The organism is Streptomyces sp. NPDC056734 (assembly GCF_042790455.1).
Classification (GTDB): Bacteria; Actinomycetota; Actinomycetes; order Streptomycetales; family Streptomycetaceae; genus Streptomyces.
The window spans coordinates 101,476-118,606 of record NZ_JBHTZD010000001.1 but is presented as its reverse complement, the minus strand read 5'-3'; the positions used below and the strand labels follow the sequence as shown (position 1 = coordinate 118,606).

Sequence of the window (17,131 nt, the reverse complement as noted above, 5' to 3'; positions counted from 1 at the left end):
CCGCGCTCGCCGGTTCCGTACGCCCGTCCGTCGTGCATCACGCCTCGCTGTCCATCAGCTCGAAGAGTTCGTCGTCGGTCGCCGCGTCCAGGTCGAGATCGTCGGCGGGGTGCGGGAGGTCGGCCCAGCGGGCGGCCAGGGCGCGCAGCCTGGCGGCCAGTTCGGGCCCCTCGGGGTCGTCGGGGGTGATCCGCTCCAGCAGGGCGAGCGCGTCGCCGCGGGCCGGGGCGTGGCCGGCCGGGGGGGCCGTCGTGGGCAGCAGGGTGGCGAGATGGGCGGCGACCGCCGTGGGGGTCGGGTGGTCGAAGACCAGGGTGGCGGGGAGCCGGTGGCCGAGGGCGTCGGCGAGCCGGTTGCGCAGATCGACGGCGGTCAGCGACTCCAGCCCGAGTTCCTTGAACTGCCGGTCGGCGCCCACGTCCTCGATGCCGTCGTGGCCCAGCACCTCCGCGGTCTGACGGCGCACGAGGTCGGTCAGTTCCGCCGCGCGCTCGGCGGGCGCGAGGGCGGCGAGCCGGGACGTCAGGGTGACCGTCGTCGCTTCGTCGTCGTCGCCGAGGTGGACGGCGGTGTCGCCCACGCGAGTCGTCGGCGCCCCGGCGTCGAGCCAGAAGCGGCGCCGCTGGAACGCGTACGTCGGCAGCTCCACCCGGCGCGGGCGCAGCCCCGCGAAGGCCGGGGACCAGTCGACCGGTACCCCGCTCGCGTGCACCGCGGCGGCCGAGGTGAGGAAGCGGTCGAGGCCGCCGTGGTCGCGCCGCAGGGTCTCCGTCACGGTGGTGTCCGGGGCGTTCGCCGCGTCGGCGGTGTCCTGGATGCTCGCGGTCAGTACGGGGTGCGGGCTGACCTCGATGAAGACGGTCGGCCCCGCGGCCACCAGGTCCTGGACGACGGGCGCGAAGCGCACGGTGTGGCGGATGTTGCGGTACCAGTAGGTCCCGTCCAGGTCGGCCGGGTCGGCGAGGGCGGCCGTGACCGTGGAGTGGAGGGGGAGGTGGCCCGGGTGCGGGGTGACGAAGGCGAGCCGGTCGAGGAGTTCGGCCCTCGCCTCGTCGATCACCGGGGAGTGGCCCGCGACCGTGGCCGCCCGGATCCGCCGGGCGCGTTCGCCGCGCTGCGCGCACAGGGCGAGGAGTTCGTCCAGGGCGGAGTCGTCGCCCGCGACCACGGCGGCGGAGGGGCCGTTGACCGTTGCCACCGAGAGCCGTCCCGGCCAAGCCGCGATGCGCTCCTCCACGTCGGCGAGCGGCAGCGCCAGCGAGACCATGCCGCCCTTGCCGACCAGTCCGGCGAGGATCCGGCTGCGCTCGACGACGATCCGTGCCGCGTCCTCCAGCGTCAGGATCCCGGCGACCGTCGCGGCGGCGACCTCTCCCTGGCTGTGCCCGACGACCGCGTCCGGGTGGACCCCGTACGCCTCCCACTGGGCGGCGAGGGCGACGAGCACCGCCCACAGCGCGGGCTGCGCCACGTCCACCCGGTCGAGCGTGGGCGCACCGGGCCGCTCGCGCAGGACATCGAGGAGCGACCAGTCGAGGTGGGGTGCCAGCGCCCGCGCGCAGTCCTCGACGCGCGCCGCGAACACCGGGGAGGAGTCCAGCAGCCCCTGGGCCATCCCGGCCCACTGCGAGCCGTGCCCGGGGAACACGAACACCGTCCGGGTGCCTTCGGCGGCGGTTCCCCGTACGAGGTTCCCGGCCGGTTCGCCGCGCACCAGGGCGGCGAGACCCTCGGCGGCGGCCTCGCGACCGGCGGCGATCACCACCGCGCGGTGGTCGAAGGGCGAGCGGTCGGTGCGTAGCGCGTGCGCGATGTCGGCGCCGGTGTTCCCGGTCCCTGTCCCCGTCCCCTCGTCCAGCAGGGTGAGGAGCCGTTCGGCCTGGCCCGCGAGGGCGGTGGGGGTACGGGCGGAGAGGACCCAGGGCAGGGGGGTGTTGCCCGGCGAGAGGGGCGGGGGTGTCCCGGCGTCGGCGGGGCGTTCGAGGATGACGTGGGCGTTGGTGCCGCTCACCCCGAACGACGAGACACCGGCACGCAGCGGCCGTCCCTCCCGCGCCTCCCACACCTGCTGTTCCGTCAGCAGCCGTACGCCTCCGGAGGCCCAGTCGACATCGGGGGCGGGCTCGTCGACGTGCAGGGTCCTCGGCAGGACGCCGTGCCGCATGGCCTGGACCATCTTGATGATCCCGGCGACTCCGGCGGCGGCCTGGGTGTGCCCAATGTTGGATTTGAGGGAGCCGAGCCACAGCGGCCGGTCGGCGGGCCGGTCATGGCCGTAGGCGGCGACGAGTGCCCGTGCCTCGATGGGGTCGCCGAGGGTGGTGCCGGTGCCGTGTCCCTCCACGGCGTCGACGTCCCGCGCGGACAGGCCCGCGTCGGCGAGCGCCTGGCGGATGACCCGCTGCTGGGCGCTGCCGCTGGGCGCGGTCAGGCCGTTGGAGGCGCCGTCCTGGTTGACGGCCGTGCCCCGCACCACGGCGAGCACGTGATGCCCCAGCCGCCGCGCGTCCGAGAGCCGTTCCACCAGGAGCAGCCCCGCGCCCTCGGCCCAGCTGGTGCCGTCCGCCCCGGCCGCGTACGCCTTGACCCGGCCGTCGGGGGCGAAGGCGCGGTGCCGGGAGGTGGCGACCATCCCGGACGGCGACGCCATCACCGCCACCCCGCCCGCGAGCGCGAGATCACACTCGCCGCCGCGCAGCGCCCGCACCGCCAGATGCAGCGCCACCAGCGAGGAGGAGCAGGCGGTGTCGACGGTCACCGCCGGGCCCTCGAAGCCGTACGTGTACGAGACGCGCCCCGAGGCCACACTGGCCGCGCTGCCGTTGTGGAGATAGCCCTCCAGCTCGGGCGGGAGTTCGTGCAGGCGGGAGGCGTAGTCGTTGTACATGACGCCGACGAACACGCCCGTGTTGCTGCCGCGCAGGGCGGCGGGGTCGATCCCGGCCCGCTCGAACGCCTCCCAGGACGTCTCCAGCAGCAGCCGCTGCTGCGGGTCGGTGGCGAGGGCCTCGCGGGGGGAGATCCCGAAGAAGTCGGCGTCGAAGTCGGCGGCGTCGTGCAGGAATCCGCCGTGCTGGGTGTAGGTCCGGCCGGGGCGGTCGGGGTCGGCGTCGTAGAGGGACTCGGTGTCCCAGCCCCGGTCGGTGGGCCAGGGCGTGATGGCGTCGGTGCCGGTGGCGACCAGGTCCCACAGGTCGTCGGGCGAGCCGACCGAGCCGGGCAGCCGGCAGCTCATCCCCACGACGACGATGGGGTCGTCGTCGGGGGCCGGGGTCACCCGCGCGGGCAGGTCCGCGCCCGTTGTCTCTCCTGCGCCCTCCCCGATGATCTCGGCGAGCAGGAAGCGGGCCAGTGCCTTGGGGGTGGGGTGGTCGAAGACCAGCGTGGGTGACAGGCGCAGGCCGCTGGCCGTGCCGAGCCGGTTGCGCAGTTCCACGGAGGTCAGGGAGTCGAAGCCGAGGTCCTTGAAGGCCCGGTCGGCGGCGATGCCCGTACGGTCGTCCCGGCCGAGGACGGTCGCCGCCTCGGCCCGGACCAGCGCGGCCAGGTGCTCTTCGCGCGCCGCCGGTTCGAGGGCGCGCAGCCGGGCGGCGAGGGAGGTGCCGGACTCCTGGGACGCGGTGGACGCCGCTCGGGCGACGGGCCGCCGGGTGCGGACGAGATCCCGAAGGACCGGCGGGAGCTGGACGGGGTCGGCGCCGTGGCGCAGGGCGAGCGGGACGAGCAGCGGGTCGCTCGCCGTGGTGGCCGTGTCGAACAGGGCGAGGCCCTCGGGGGTGGTGAGCGGGCGGGTGCCGTGGCGGGCGTTGCGCCGATGGTCGGTGTGGTCGAGATGGCCGGTCAGTCCGCTGCTCTCGTCCCACAGTCCCCAGGCGAGGGAGGTGGCGGGCAGGCCGTGTGCGCGGCGGTGGGCGGCCAGGGCGTCGAGGAAGGTGTTGGCGGCGGCGTAGTTCGCCTGTCCGGGCACGCCCAGGACGCCGGCGGCCGAGGAGAACACGACGAAGGCGGTGAGGTCGCTGTCCCGGGTGAGTTCGTGCAGGTTCCAGGCGGCGTCGGCCTTGGGGCGCAGCACGGTGTCCAGGCGGGCGGCGGACTGGGCGGCGAACACGCCGTCGTCCAGGGTGCCGGCCGCGTGGACGACGGCGGTCAGCGGACGGTCGGCCGGGATGGCGTCCAGGACGGTCCGCAGGACGTCCCGGTCGGCCGCGTCGGCGGCGGCGAGGGTGACGGTGGCTCCCAGGCCGGTGAGTTCGGCGGCGAACGCCTCGGCGCCGGGGGTGCGCCCGCCCCGCCTGCCGGTGAGCAGCAGGTGGCGTACGCCGTGCTCGGTGACGAGGTGCCGGGCGATCAGCCGGCCCAGGAGCCCGAGGCCGCCGGTCACCAGGACCGTGCCGTCGGGTGCCGCGAGCGGCTGGTCCGGGGTGGTGGTGATGGTGGTGGTGGCCGGGGCGAGGCGCGGTACGAAGGCGGCGCCGCCCCGCAGGGCCAGTTGCGGCTCCGCCGCCACCGCGACCGCCGTCGTCGCCGTCGTCGCCTTCGCCATCGCGGCGAGCAGGTCACGGGACGCGTCCGTGCCGTCCGTGTCCACCAGCAGCAGCCGGCCCGGATGTTCGGACTGCGCGGCACGCAGCAGACCCCAGACGGCGGCCGTCGTCAGATCGGGTGCCTCTCCGTCGACGGACACGGCTCCGGTGGTGAGTACCGCCAGCCGTACGGCGTCCAGTTCGGGGCGGGTGAGCCAGTCCTGGACGAGGGTGAGGACGCGGTCGAGCGCGGCCCTCGCGAGCGCGGGCACGTCAGCCGTGGCGGCGGGCGCGGCCGGAACCTCGTACCAGACCGTGTCCGGAAGCTCGCGTCCGTCGGTGAGTCCCGCCGGGCCGGTGTCCCCGAGGAAGACCGGCGTTCCGGTGGGGGGTCCGTCGGGCAGCGGGAGCGGCTGCCAGGCCAGGCGGTACAGGGGCAGGGTGGCGGTCCCGGTGGTGAACTGCGCCGCCGGGAGCGGCCGGTAGGAGAGTGCGGCCACGGACACGACCGGGGTTCCGGCCGGGTCATGGGCGTCCAGGGAGAGCCCGCCGTCGGCGGTGGGGGCGAGCCGGACCCGCAGGGTCGTCGCGCCGGAGGCGTGCAGGCGTACGCCGCGCCATGCGAACGGCATCAGGGCCCGGCCCGGCTCCTCGGGCGTCTCGGAGGTGAGGGCAAAGGCGTGGAAGGCCGCGTCGAGCAGCGCCGGGTGCAGTCCGAACTCCCCCGCCGCCGCGCACTCCTCGTCGCCGAGCGTGACCTCGGCGAAGATCTCCGGCCCGCGCCGCCAGGCGGAGCGCACGCCCTGGAAACGCGGCCCGTAGACCACACCGGACTCGGCGAGACGGTCGTAGAGGCCGTCCAGGGACAGGGGGATGGCCTGCGGCGGGGGCCAGGCGCCCGGCGGGTCGGCGGGCTGGGGCGGGGTGGTGGTGTGGGTGAGGTAGCCGGTCACGTGACGGGTCCAGCGGGTGCCGTCGGTCGCGTCCTGCGGGCGCGAGTGGAGGGTCAGGGCGTGGCGGCCGTCGGTGCCGGGGGCGGTCACGGCGAGCTGGAGCTGGACGGCGCCGGTCGCGGGCAGGGGGAGCGGGGTCTCGATCACCAGTTCGTCCACGGTGTCCGCGCCGGTCTCGTCGGCGGCGCGGACCGCCAGCTCCAGCAGGGCCGTTCCGGGGACGACGATCCGCTCGTGCACGGTGTGGTCGGTGAGCCAGGGCGCGGACTTGGCGGAGAGACGGCCGGTGAGGAGCAGGCCGTCGCCGGTGGCGGGGCGCAGGGCCGCGCCGAGCAGGGGGTGCCCGGCGGGGCGCAGCCCGAGGTCGGTGGCGTCCGCCGGTTTGGTGGCCGGTGCGAGCCAATAGGGCCGCCGCTGGAAGCGGTAGGTGGGCAGGCCGGTGACGCCGGGCTGCCGTGCGTCGCCCAGTGCCGGGCTCCAGTCCACCGGCACTCCGTGGACCTGCGCCCGCGCCACGGACGTGAGCAGCCGTACCGGTCCGCCGTCGTCGCGGCGCAGGGTCCCGGTGACGGTCACCGGCCCGGCGTCCACCGACTCGGCGGTCTCCTGCACGGCGGTGGTCAGCACCGGGTGGGGGCTGGACTCGACGAAGAGGTCATGGCCCTCGGCGACCAGTTTGCGGATCGCCGGTTCGAACAGGACGGTCTGCCGGAGGTTCGTGTACCAGTAGTCGGCGTCCATGCGGGTGGTGTCGAGCCAGTCGCCGGTGACGGTGGACAGCACGGGCACGCGCGCGGGCTTGGGGGCGACCGGGGCGAGCGCGGTCAGCAGGTGCTCGCGTATGCGCTCGACCTGGGGGGTGTGCGAGGCGTAGTCGACGGCGATCGTCCGGGCGCGGACGCCGTCCCGTTCGCAGGCGGCGACGAGTTCGGCGAGGGCGGTGGGCTCGCCCGCGACCACGACGGCGGACGGGCCGTTGACCGTCGCCACGCCGATCCGGTCCCCCCAGGCGGCGATCGTCCCGGTGGCCCGGTCCAGGGGCAGTGCCAGCGACACCATGCCGCCACCGCCCGACAGCGCGCCGAGGGCCCGGCTGCGCAACGCCACCACGCGGGCCGCGTCCTCCAGCGACAGGGCCCCGGCGACGTACGCGGCGGCGATCTCGCCCTGACTGTGCCCGACCACGGCGTCCGGCCGTACCCCGTACGACTCCCAGAGCCGGGCGAGGGACACCATCACCGCCCACAGCGCGGGCTGTACGACGTCCACCCGGTCATGCCCGGGAGCCCCCTCGGCGCCGAGCAGCACCTCCGTCAGGGACCAGTCGGTGAACGGCTCCAGGGCGTCGGCGCACTCGGCGACGCTCGCCGCGAACACGTCCGAGGTGTGCAGCAGTTCGCGGGCCATGCCGGGCCACTGCGAGCCCTGCCCGGGGAAGACGAACACGGTACGGGGGTCGGGGCCGGCGCTTCCGCGCACGACGCCGGGCGCGGGCTCGTCCGCCGCGAGGGCGTCGAGTCCGGCGAGCAGGGTGTGCGGGTCGGCGCCGACGACGACCGCGCGTTCCTCCAGGGCGGCCCGGCCCCGGGCCAGTTCATGGGCGAGGGCCGGGAGGGGGGTGTCGGGGCGGGAGCGCAGGTGGGCGGCCAGGGCGGCGGCCTGGGCGGTGAGGGCGGGGGCGGTGCGGGCGGAGAGGAGGAGGGGGAGGGGTGCGGTCCTTGGGGTGCTGTCCGCCGGTGCCTCGGACGGGCCCTCACCCTCCGAACCCTCAGCCTCCGGCACGTCCACGGGTGCCTGTTCCAGGACGATGTGGGTGTTGGTGCCGCTCATGCCGAACGCGGACACCCCTGCCCGGCGGGGCTCACCCGTCTTGGGCCAGGGCCGCTGCTCGGTCAGCAGGGAGACGGCGCCGGACGCCCAGTCGACGTGCGGGGAGGGCGTGTCGACGTGCAGGGTCTTCGGCAGGACGCCGTGCCGCATGGCCAGGACCATCTTGATGATCCCGGCGACTCCGGCGGCGGCCTGCGTGTGCGCGAGGTTGGACTTCACGGAACCGAGCCACAACGGACGCTCCGGCGCCCGCTCCTGGCCGTACGTCGCGAGCAGCGCCTGGGCCTCGATGGGGTCGCCGAGAGTGGTCCCGGTGCCGTGTGCCTCGACCGCGTCGACCTGCGCGGCCGTGAGCCCGGCGTCGGCGAGGGCCTGGCGGATGACGCGCTGCTGTGCGGTGCCGTTGGGGGCGGTCAGGCCGTGCGAGGCGCCGTCCTGGTTGGCGGCGGTGCCCCTGATGACGGCCAGCACCCGGTGCCCGTGGCGCCGGGCGTCCGAGAGCCGTTCGACGAGCAGCAGTCCGACGCCCTCGGACCAGCCGGTCCCGTCGGCGGCCCCGGCGAACGCCTTGCAGCGGCCGTCCGGGGACAAGCCCTGCTGCCGGGAGAACTCCACGAAGGTGGACGGCGTGGACATCACCGTCACCCCGCCCGCCAGGGCGAGATCGCACTCCCCAGAGCGCAGTGACCGTACGGCCAGATGCACGGCGACCGATGACGCCGAGCAGGCGGTGTCGACGGTGACGGCGGGGCCCTCCAGGCCGAAGGTGTAGGAGATCCGGCCGGAGGCGACGCTCGCCGCGTTGCCCGCCAGGATGTAGCCCTCCAGGTCCTCGGGGACGCTGCCGGGCGGCGGCGCGTAGTCGTTGCCGTTGCTTCCGACGAACACGCCGGTGCCGCTGCCGCGCAGGCTGTCGGGCCGGATGCCCGCGCGTTCGAAGGTCTCCCAGGCCGTCTCCAGCAGCAGCCGCTGCTGGGGGTCCAGGGCCAGCGCCTCGCGCGGCGAGATACCGAAGAAGTCGGCGTCGAAGGCGCCGGGGTCGGCGAGGAAGGCGCCGTGGCGGGTGGTGGAGGTGCCGGGGCGGGAGACCGGGATGCCCCCTCCCCCAGTTTCTCCGGCCTCTCCGGCCTCTCCGGCGAACAGCGTGGCCAGGTCCCACCCCCGGTCGTCCGGGAAGTCGCCCACCACCTCGCCGCCCTCGGCGAGCAGTTGCCACAGCTCCTCCGGGGAGTCGATGCCGCCCGGGAAGTGGCAGCCCATCGCGACGACGGCGATGGGCTCCCGGTCGCTCTCCTCGGCCTCGCGCAGCTTCCTGCGGGTCGTGTGCAGTTCGGCGGTGACCCGTTCCAGGAGGTGCCGCATGCGGCTGTCGTTCATGAATCCACCCTTCGTGCGCGTTGCCGGCTCAGGAGATGCCGAGTTCCTTGCCGATGAAGTCCATGAGTTCGTCGTCGGTGGCGGCGGAGAGCGTGCCGGAGACGTCCTGGTCCGTCGTCCCCGGTACGTCGACGGTGGCGTCGTCGGGCGGTGCGGCCGGGTCGGGCCCGGTGAGCCGCTCGTACAGCAGGTCGGCGAGCGCTCGCGGCGTGGGATGGTCGAACACGACGGTGGTGGGCAGGCCAAGGCCCGTGTGCCGGTTCAGCCGGTTGCGCAGCTCGACGGTGGTGAGGGAGTCGAAGCCCTGCTCCTTGAACCCCCGGTGGACGTCCACGGAGTCGACGGCCCGGCCGCCCTGCACCTCGGCGACCTGCGTCCGGACGAACCGGAGCAGCAGCCGCCGCCGGTCGTGTTCGCCGCGTGCAGCCGCCAGCTCGGCCGCGAGCCCGGTCGGTCCGGTGGACCCGGTCGATCCATCGCCGGAATCGGGGCCGGACGTGGCCTCCGGTGCGCCCGGGACCAGGGCTTCGAGGAGCGGATGGGACCGCAGGGCGGCCAGCGCGGCCCAGTCGCCGTGGCACACCACGAGGTGGGTCTCGTCCTGGTCGAGGGCCTGTTCCAGTGCGCGGACGGCGAGTTCGGGTGCCATGGGCAGCAGTCCGCGCCGGGCGAGCCGCCGTCCGCCCTCGTCCCCGGCGATGCCGTCCCCCGCCCACAGCCCCCAGGAGACGGAGGTGGCCGGAAGACCGGCGGCCCGCCGCTGGTGGGCGAGGGCGTCCAGGTAGGCGTTGCCGGGGGCGTAGTTGGCCTGTCCGGGTGTGCCGAGGACGCCGGTCACGGAGGAGAAGAGCACGAAGGCGGTCAGGCCGAGGTGCCGGGTGAGGTCGTCGAGGTGGCGGGCGCCCGTCGCCTTGACCCGCAGGACCCGGTCGAGCCGTTCGGGAGTGAGCGCGTCGAGCGGCGCGTCGTCCAGGACGGCGGCGGTGTGCACGACGGCGGTCAGCGGGTGCTCGGGCGGTATGGAGCCGATGACCTGGGCGAGTGCCGTCCGGTCGGCGACATCGCAGGCCGCGAAGGTGACCTGGGCGCCGAGGGCGGTCAGTTCGTCGCGCAGGGCGTCCGCGCCGGGTGCGTCGGCGCCGCGCCTGCTGAGCAGGAGCAGCCGGGCGGCGCCTTTGCGGGCCAGCCACCGGGCGGTGTGCCGGGCGAGGGCGCCGGTACCGCCGGTGATCAGGACCGTGCCGCTCGGCTGCCAGTGGGCGGCGGGCCGGTCGGCGCGGGCGGGACCGAGTCTGCGGGCGAGCAGCCCTTGCGGGCGCAGGGCCAGTTCGGCCTCCCGGTGCCGGCCGGTCACGGCGTGCACGACCTGTGCGGCGGCGGTGGCGTCGGCCCGTTCGGGCAGGTCGAGGACACCGCCCCAGCCGGGGGCCTCGGTGGCGGCGACGACGCCGAGTCCCCACACCAGGGCGGCGGTGGGGTCGAGGGATTGCCGGTCGTCGGTGCCGGTGGTCACGGCCCCGTGGGTGAGTGTCCACAGCGGGGCGGCACCGCCCGTGGTCTCCCACGCCTGGATGAGGGCGGTGGTGGTGGCGAGGCCGGACGTTGCGGGCGCCGGGTCCTGCGGGAGCGCGAGCAGAGAGAGCACTCCGGTCACCGGCACTGCGGCGGCCTTGCCAAGAAGCCCTGTCAGAGACACGCGGTCGAGCCGGTCCGGCGGCACCACGACCCGCTCGACGCCCACACCGGTGTCGGCGAGTGCCCGTGCCAGAAGGGGGCCCCAGTCGTCGTACGGCCCCGTCCCCTCGGGCAGCAGGAGGAGCCAGCGGCCCCCGGGGGCGCCTGACTGCGGGTCGGGTACGGGCTGCCATCCGACCCGGTGACGCCAGCCGTCGATCTCGGCCGTGCGCCCGCGTTCCGTGTGCCATGCGGCGAGGGCGGGGAGTACGGCGTCCAGGGCCGCGCGCTGATCGGTCCCGGTGAGACCGAGCGCGGTGGCGAGGGAGGTCGTCTCCCGGCGCTCCACCAGTTCCCAGAAGGATCCGTCGGGCGCGGCCTGGGGTGTGGGGCGTTCGGGCTCCTGGAACCAGTGGCGCTGTCGCTGGAAGGCGTACGTGGGCAGCTCGACCCGGCTGGGTCCCGAGCGGCCGATGACCGCTTCCCAGTCGACTCCGGCGCCCCGGGCGTGGATCGTGCCGAGGGCGGTGAGCAGGGTCTCCGGCTCGGGGCGGCCCCGGCGCAGGGACGCGGCGAGGGCGGGCGGGGGCGTGTCCTCGGCGGGGCCGCCGTTCAGGCCCTCCTGGGCGAGGGCGGTGAGGACCGCGTCGGGGCCCAGTTCGAGGTAGATGGTGACCCCGTCCGCCTCCAGCCGCCGTACGACGTCCAGGAACCGGACCGTGCCGCGCGCGTGGGCCGCCCAGTGGTCGGGCGGGATGGGGCGGTCCGGGGTGTAGCGGGTGCCGTCGAGGGCGCTGAGCAGGGGGATGCGGGGTGGCCGGGGCGTGAGGCCGTCGGCGATCAGGGCCAGTTCGCCCGTCATCGGGTCCATCAGCGGGGAGTGGAAGGCGTGACTCGTACGGAGTCGGCCGGTCCGGCGGCCCCGGGCGCGGAACCGCTCGGCGACCGCGAGCACCGCCGGTTCCTCGCCCGAGATCACCGTCGCCGACGGTCCGTTGACGGCGGCGATGCCTAGCGCGTCCGCTTGGCCGTCGATCTCGCCGAGCACCTCGTCCTCGGTCGCCTCCAGCGCGACCATGGCTCCGCCCTCCGGCAGGGCTTGCATCAGCCGGCCCCGGGCGACGGTGAGCGCCGCCGCGTCGGTGAGGCTCAGGGCGCCCGCGACGTGCGCGGCGGCGAGTTCCCCGACCGAGTGACCGGCGACGACGTCCGGGCGGACGCCCCACGACTCCAGGAGCCGGAAGAGGGCCACTTCCAGGGCGAACAGGGCCGGTTGGGTGAGGGCGGTGCGGTCGAGGGCGTCGGCGGCGGTGCTCGCGAGGACGGTGTCCCGCAGGGGGGTGGGCCCGGTGAGGTGGGCGTCCAGCGCGGCGCATGTCTCGTCGAAGGCGGCGGCGAAGGCGGGGTGGGCGGCGTACAGCTCCCGTCCCATGCCGGGGCGTTGGCTGCCCTGGCCGGTGAAGAGGAAGGCGAGCTTGGCGGGGGTGGTGGCCCGGTCCCGTACGAGCCCTTCGGCGGACTCGCCGCGCGCCAGGGCCCGTACGGCGGTACGGAGGTCGTCCGGGCGGCGGGCCACGACTACGGCACGGTGCTCGAACCGGGGCTTTCGGGCGAGGGCGTGGGCGACTTCGGTGGGGGTGGGGTCGGCCGGGGTGGGGTCGTTCGGGGTGGGGTCGTTCGGGGCGGCTGCGGTCGGGGCGAGGGCGTCCGGAGCGGGCTCGGGGGTGAGCGCGGCGGCCAGTCGGGCGGCCTGGGCCTGGAGGGCCTGCGGGGTGCGGGCCGACAGGATCCAGGGGACGGGGACAGGGACGGGGGTGGCGGGTTCCGGGTGGTCAGGGGCGCTGTCGGCCGGGGGTGCCGCTTCGAGGATCAGGTGGGCGTTGGTGCCGCTGATGCCGAAGGCGGAGACGGCGGCGCGGCGCGGGTGGCCGGGGGCCGGCCAGGGGGTGGGGCGGGTGAGGAGGGTGACGGTGCCGTCGGTCCAGTCGACGTGCGGGGTGGGGTGGTCGGCGTGGAGGGTGGCCGGGAGCAGTCCGTGCCGCAGTGCCTCGGTCATCTTGATGACGGAGGTGACTCCGGCCGCGGCCTGCGTGTGGCCCAGGCCGGATTTCAGGGATCCCAGGTGGAGCGGGTGCGCGGGGGGCCGGTCACGGCCGTAGGTGTTGATGAGGGCCTGTGCCTCGATGGGGTCGCCGAGGGTGGTGCCGGTGCCGTGGGCCTCGACGGCGTCGATGTCCCGGGCGGTCAGCCGGGCGTCGGCGAGGGCCTGCCGGATCACCCGCTCCTGGGCGGGGCCGCTGGGTGCGGTGAGGCCGTTGCTGGCGCCGTCCGAGTTGACCGCGCTGCCCCGGATCAGGGCGAGCACCCGGCGACCGGCCCGGCGGGCGTCGGACAGCCGCTCCAGCAGTACCAGGCCGACGCCCTCCGACCAGGCGGTGCCGTCGGCGGCGGCGGCGAACGGCTTGCAGCGGCCGTCCGGGGCCAGCCCGCGCTGCCTGCTGAACTCGGTGAACATGCCCGGCGTCGCCATCACCGCCGCGCCGCCCGCCAGCGCCAGGGCGCACTCGCCGGAGCGCAGCGCGCGCACCGCCAGATGCAGGGCCACCAGGGAGGAGGAGCAGGCGGTGTCCACGGTCAGCGCCGGTCCTTCGAGACCGTAGGTGTAGGCGATGCGGCCGGAGGCGACGCTGATGCCGGAGCCGGTCAGCCGGTACCCGGCGGTGGTGCCGGTGGCCTCGTGCAGCCGGGGGCCGTACTCCTGCTGTGAGGCGCCGACGAAGACGCCGGTCGCGGAGGCGCGCAGAGCGGCGGGGTCGATCCCGGCGCGTTCCAGCAGCTCCCAGGAGGTTTCCAGCAGCAGCCTCTGCTGCGGGTCCATGGCTTCGGCCTCGCGCGGTGTGAGTCCGAAGAAGTCGGCGTCGAAACGGTCGGCGTCGTGCAGGAATCCGCCGCGCCGTACGGAGGTGTGGCCGGGGCGGTCCGGGTCGGGGTCGTAGAGGTCCTCGTCCCAGCCCCGATTGACCGGGAAGCCGCTGGTGGCGTCCGTGCCGGAGAGCAGGAGGTGCCAGAGGCGTTCGGGGGTGTCGGCGCCGCCGGGCCAGCGGCCCGCCGTGGCGACGATCGCGATGGGGTCGTCGTCGGCCGGGGGTGTGGCGGGGCCCGCCGGGGTTTCGTCCGTGGTGCGCGCGGTGGCGGTCGTCGCCGTCGGGTACCGGGTGGCCTCAGCCGCCAGGTGCTGGGCGAGCGCGAACGGGGTGGGGCGGTCGTAGACGGCGGTGGGCGCCAGGCGCACCCCGGCGGCGTGGGAGAGACGGTCGGCGAACTCGACCGCGCCGAGGGAGTCCAGGCCCAGTTCCTTGAAGGTGCGCTCGGGGTCCACGTCGTGCCCGGCGGCGAGCCCGAGGACTTCGGCGGCCACGCTGCGGACGAGGGGGAGGAAGTCGGTGGCGGGGACCTCGGCGGCCGGGGCGGGGCTCACGGGCGCGGACGGTGGGCCCGCGACGGGCCGGGGCGGCGTCGGGGTGCCCTCGGCCGGGGCAGCGGTCGCGAACCGGAAGGGCCGCCTCTGGAAGGCGTACGTCGGCAGCGCCACCCGCCGTGGCCGCTGGGCGCCGGTTCGGCCCGGCCAGTCCGTCTCCGTACCGGCGACATGGAGTTCGGCGAGGGCGGTGAGCAGGGAGAGCCGTTCGTCGGTGGCCCGGCGCAGCAGCGGGGCGACGGTCGCTTCCCCGGTGCCCGAGGTCCGGGTGAGGGTGGTGAGGACGTTGCCGGGGCCCAGTTCCGCGTAGGCGGTGACGCCCTGCGCGGCGAGTTGGCGCAGGGCGTCGTGGAAGCGGACCGGGCGGCGGATGTGTTCGGCCCAGTGGTCGGGGGAGGTCAGTTCGGCGGGGGTGGCGGGCAGGCCGGTCGTGTCGGAGACGACGGCGAGGGTGGGCGGGCGGAAGGTGAGCGTCGCGGCGATCCGGCGGAACTCGTCCACCGCGCTGTCCATGTGCGGGGAGTGGAAGGCATGGCTGACCGTGAGCCGCCGGGTCCTGCGGCCTGCGGCGGCGAGGCGCCCGGCGAACTCGGTCGCCGCGTCGGCGTCGCCGGAGACCACGACGGAGCGGGGCCCGTTGACGGCGGCGAGCGCGAGGCGTCCGGCGTACTCGGCTTCGGCGAGGAGGGGTTCCGTCTCTTCGGCGGTGGCCTCGACGGCGATCATGGCTCCGCCCGAGCGGGCCTCCTGCATCAGCCGGCCCCTGGCGGCCACGAGGGTGACGGCGTCCGGGAGCGCGAGCACTCCGGCGACATGGGCGGCGGTGAGGCCGCCGATGGAGTGCCCTAGGACGAAGTCCGGTGCCGGGAGGTGCCGTTCGAGCAGCCGGTACAGGGCGGTGCCCAGGGCGAAGAGCGCGGCCTGGGTGTAGCGGGTGCGGTCCAGGAGCGCGGCGTCGGGGGTGCCGGGTGCGGCGAACAGGACATCGCGGAGCGGCCGGTCCAGCTGGGGGTCGAACAGGGCGCAGATCTCGTCGAGCGCCTCGGCGAACACGGGCTCGGTGCCGTACAGCCCCCGTCCCGCGCCGGGCCGCTGGCTTCCCTGGCCGGGGAAGAGGAAGGCGAGGGGGGCGGCGGCGCGTCCGGGGGCGCGGCCGAGGACGGCACCCGGGGCGGGTGCGCCGGCCGCGAGGGCGTCCAGGGTGCGCAGCAGGCTCGCGCGGTCGGCACCGAGGGCCACCGCGCGGTGCGGGAAGTGGGTGCGGGTGGTGGCGAGGGAGTGGGCGAGATCGGTGACCCGCAGGTCCAGCCGGGCCCGGACATGCGCGGCGAGGCGCCCCGCCTGGGCTTGGAGGGCCTCGGGGGTGGCGCCGGACAGGGGCCAGGGGGTGACGGGGGGCGGTGTCTGCGCGGGCGTGGTGGGCTGTGCGGGGGCGGGATGTGGGGCGTCGTGCGATACGGCGTCGGCGGCCTCGGCGGTAGGCGGCTCGGCGTCCGCAAGAGGCAGCTTGGCGTCCGTCGACTGCGGCTCGACCTCCGTGAAGGGCGGCTCGGCACCCCTGGGCGGCGGCTCGACCTCCGTGAAGGGCGGCTCGACCCCCACGAAGGGCGACTCGGCGGCCGCAAGGAGCGGCTCGGCCAGCAGTACATGGCAATTGGTGCCGCCCATGCCGAAGGAACTCACCCCGGCGATCAGCCGTCGCTCGGGCCTCGGCCAAGGACCCGTGTCGCGCTGCACCCGCAGCCCCAGCTCGGCGAGCGGGATCCGGGGGTGGGGCGTCTCATGGTTGAGCGTGCCGGGCAGGCGGCGGTGCCGGAGACCGAGGACCGTCTTGAGCAGACCGGCGGCACCGGCCGCGCCCTCCAGATGCCCGATGCCGGCCTTCACCGATCCGACCAGCAGGGGTTCGTGCGCCGCCCGGCCGGTGCCGTACGCCGCGCCGAGGGCCGCCGCCTCCACCGGGTCGCCCACAGGCGTGCCGGTGCCGTGCAGTTCGACGTACTGCACCTCGCCGGGGTCGATCCCGGCGTCCCGGACGGCCTGGCGGACAACATCGCGCTGTGCGTCGGCGCTGGGGACGGTCAGTCCGTCGGTGCCGCCGTCGTTGTTGACGGCACTGCCCAGGATCACGCTGTGCACGTGGTCGCCGTCGGCCAGCGCCGCCCCGAGCGGCTTGAGCAGGACGAGGCCGCCGCCCTCACCGCGTACGTAGCCGCTCGCGCGGGCGTCGAACGGGTAGGAGCGGCCCTCGGGTGACAGTCCCCCGAAGCGGGCGGCGGCCGTGGTGCCGGCGGGGGCGAGGTTGAGGTTGACCCCGCCGGCCAGCGCGAGCGCGCAGTCGCCGTCCCGCACCGCGCGGTACGCCAGATGGAGGGCGACGAGCGCGGAGGACTGGGCGGAGTCGACGGTGAGGCTGGGGCCGCGCAGGCCCAGGGTGTAGGAGACCCGGTTGGCGAGCAGGCCCCGGTTGAGGCCGGTGAGGGTGTGGCGGGTGAGGGGGGCCGCGTCGGGATGGTGGCGCAGGGCGGCGTAGTCGTAGGCCATGGCGCCGATGTAGACGCCGACGGGGGTGTCCGCAAGGGCGGCGGGGAGGATCCCGGCCTCTTCCAGGGACTCCCAGGCCAGTTCGAGGACGAGCCGCTGCTGGGGGTCCATCTCGGCGGCCTCGCGCGGGGAGATGCCGAAGAAGGCGGCGTCGAAGTGGTCGACGTCGGGGAGGAAACCGCCGGGAAGATCCACGTGGGCGGGACCGGCGGGGCGGGCGGAGTCGGCAGACACCCGGCGTCCCTCCGGCGCCGGGCCGATCGCGCTCCCGCCGGTGCTCAGCAGGTCCCAGAAGGCATCCGGGTCGGGTGCGCCGGGCAGTCTGCACGCCAGTCCGATCACGGCGACGGGAGTGGTCATCCTTTTCGCCGACCCCTTTCCGAGAAGTGCCAGAAGTGCGAGAAGTACGAGGTGTATGAGCTGTACGAGATATATGAGCTGTACCAGGTGTACGAGCTGTACCAGGTGTACGAGCTGTACCAGGTGTACGAGCCGTACCAGGTGTGCGCGCTTCGCAAGATTCCTGGATCGCCGGGATTTCCGAGAGGGTGCCGGAATATCCCTCAGGCTCGCCCAACGCCGCTCCCCATTCTCGCCGTACACGGTTTTCCGGGCCCACCCCTAACCTCCCCCTAGAAGCCCCAAACCCCTGGCCCACCAGCCCAGAAGCCCACTCCCCTGAACCGGGACGCGTCACGGTAAGCCGTTTCCCCGACCCCACCCCTAGCCGTCACCCTTAGGGGTTCCGTATT

3 protein-coding genes are annotated in these 17,131 nt (G+C 75.3%); all 3 read right to left on the bottom strand.

The features are described from left to right. Nucleotides 1–37: 37 nt before the first annotated feature. From ACFRFC_RS00430 to ACFRFC_RS00420, 3 genes are read right to left on the bottom strand one after another with little or no spacing between them, the layout of a single operon-like run. Nucleotides 38–8,683 carry a type I polyketide synthase gene (locus ACFRFC_RS00430; RefSeq protein ID WP_382679496.1) on the bottom strand — a complete coding sequence of 2,882 codons (8,646 nt, stop codon included), beginning with the start codon at nucleotides 8,681–8,683 and terminating at the stop codon, nucleotides 38–40. A gap of 28 nt (nucleotides 8,684–8,711) precedes the next feature. Further along, entirely contained in the window at nucleotides 8,712–16,739 is an 8,028-nt protein-coding gene (locus ACFRFC_RS00425) for a type I polyketide synthase (RefSeq protein WP_382679493.1), read from the bottom strand. After that, entirely contained in the window at nucleotides 16,736–16,897 is a 162-nt protein-coding gene (locus ACFRFC_RS00420; RefSeq protein ID WP_382679490.1) for a hypothetical protein, read from the bottom strand. Before ACFRFC_RS00420 ends, ACFRFC_RS00425 begins: the two co-directional genes overlap by 4 nt. Nucleotides 16,898–17,131 lie beyond the last annotated feature (234 nt).

Excerpts from the sequence above, each read along its gene's own strand:
- ACFRFC_RS00425 (WP_382679493.1), bottom strand. The coding sequence starts at position 16,739 with ATGACCACTCCCGTCGCCGTGATCGGACTGGCGTGCAGACTGCCCGGC.
- ACFRFC_RS00430 (WP_382679496.1), bottom strand. The coding sequence starts at position 8,683 with ATGAACGACAGCCGCATGCGGCACCTCCTGGAACGGGTCACCGCCGAA.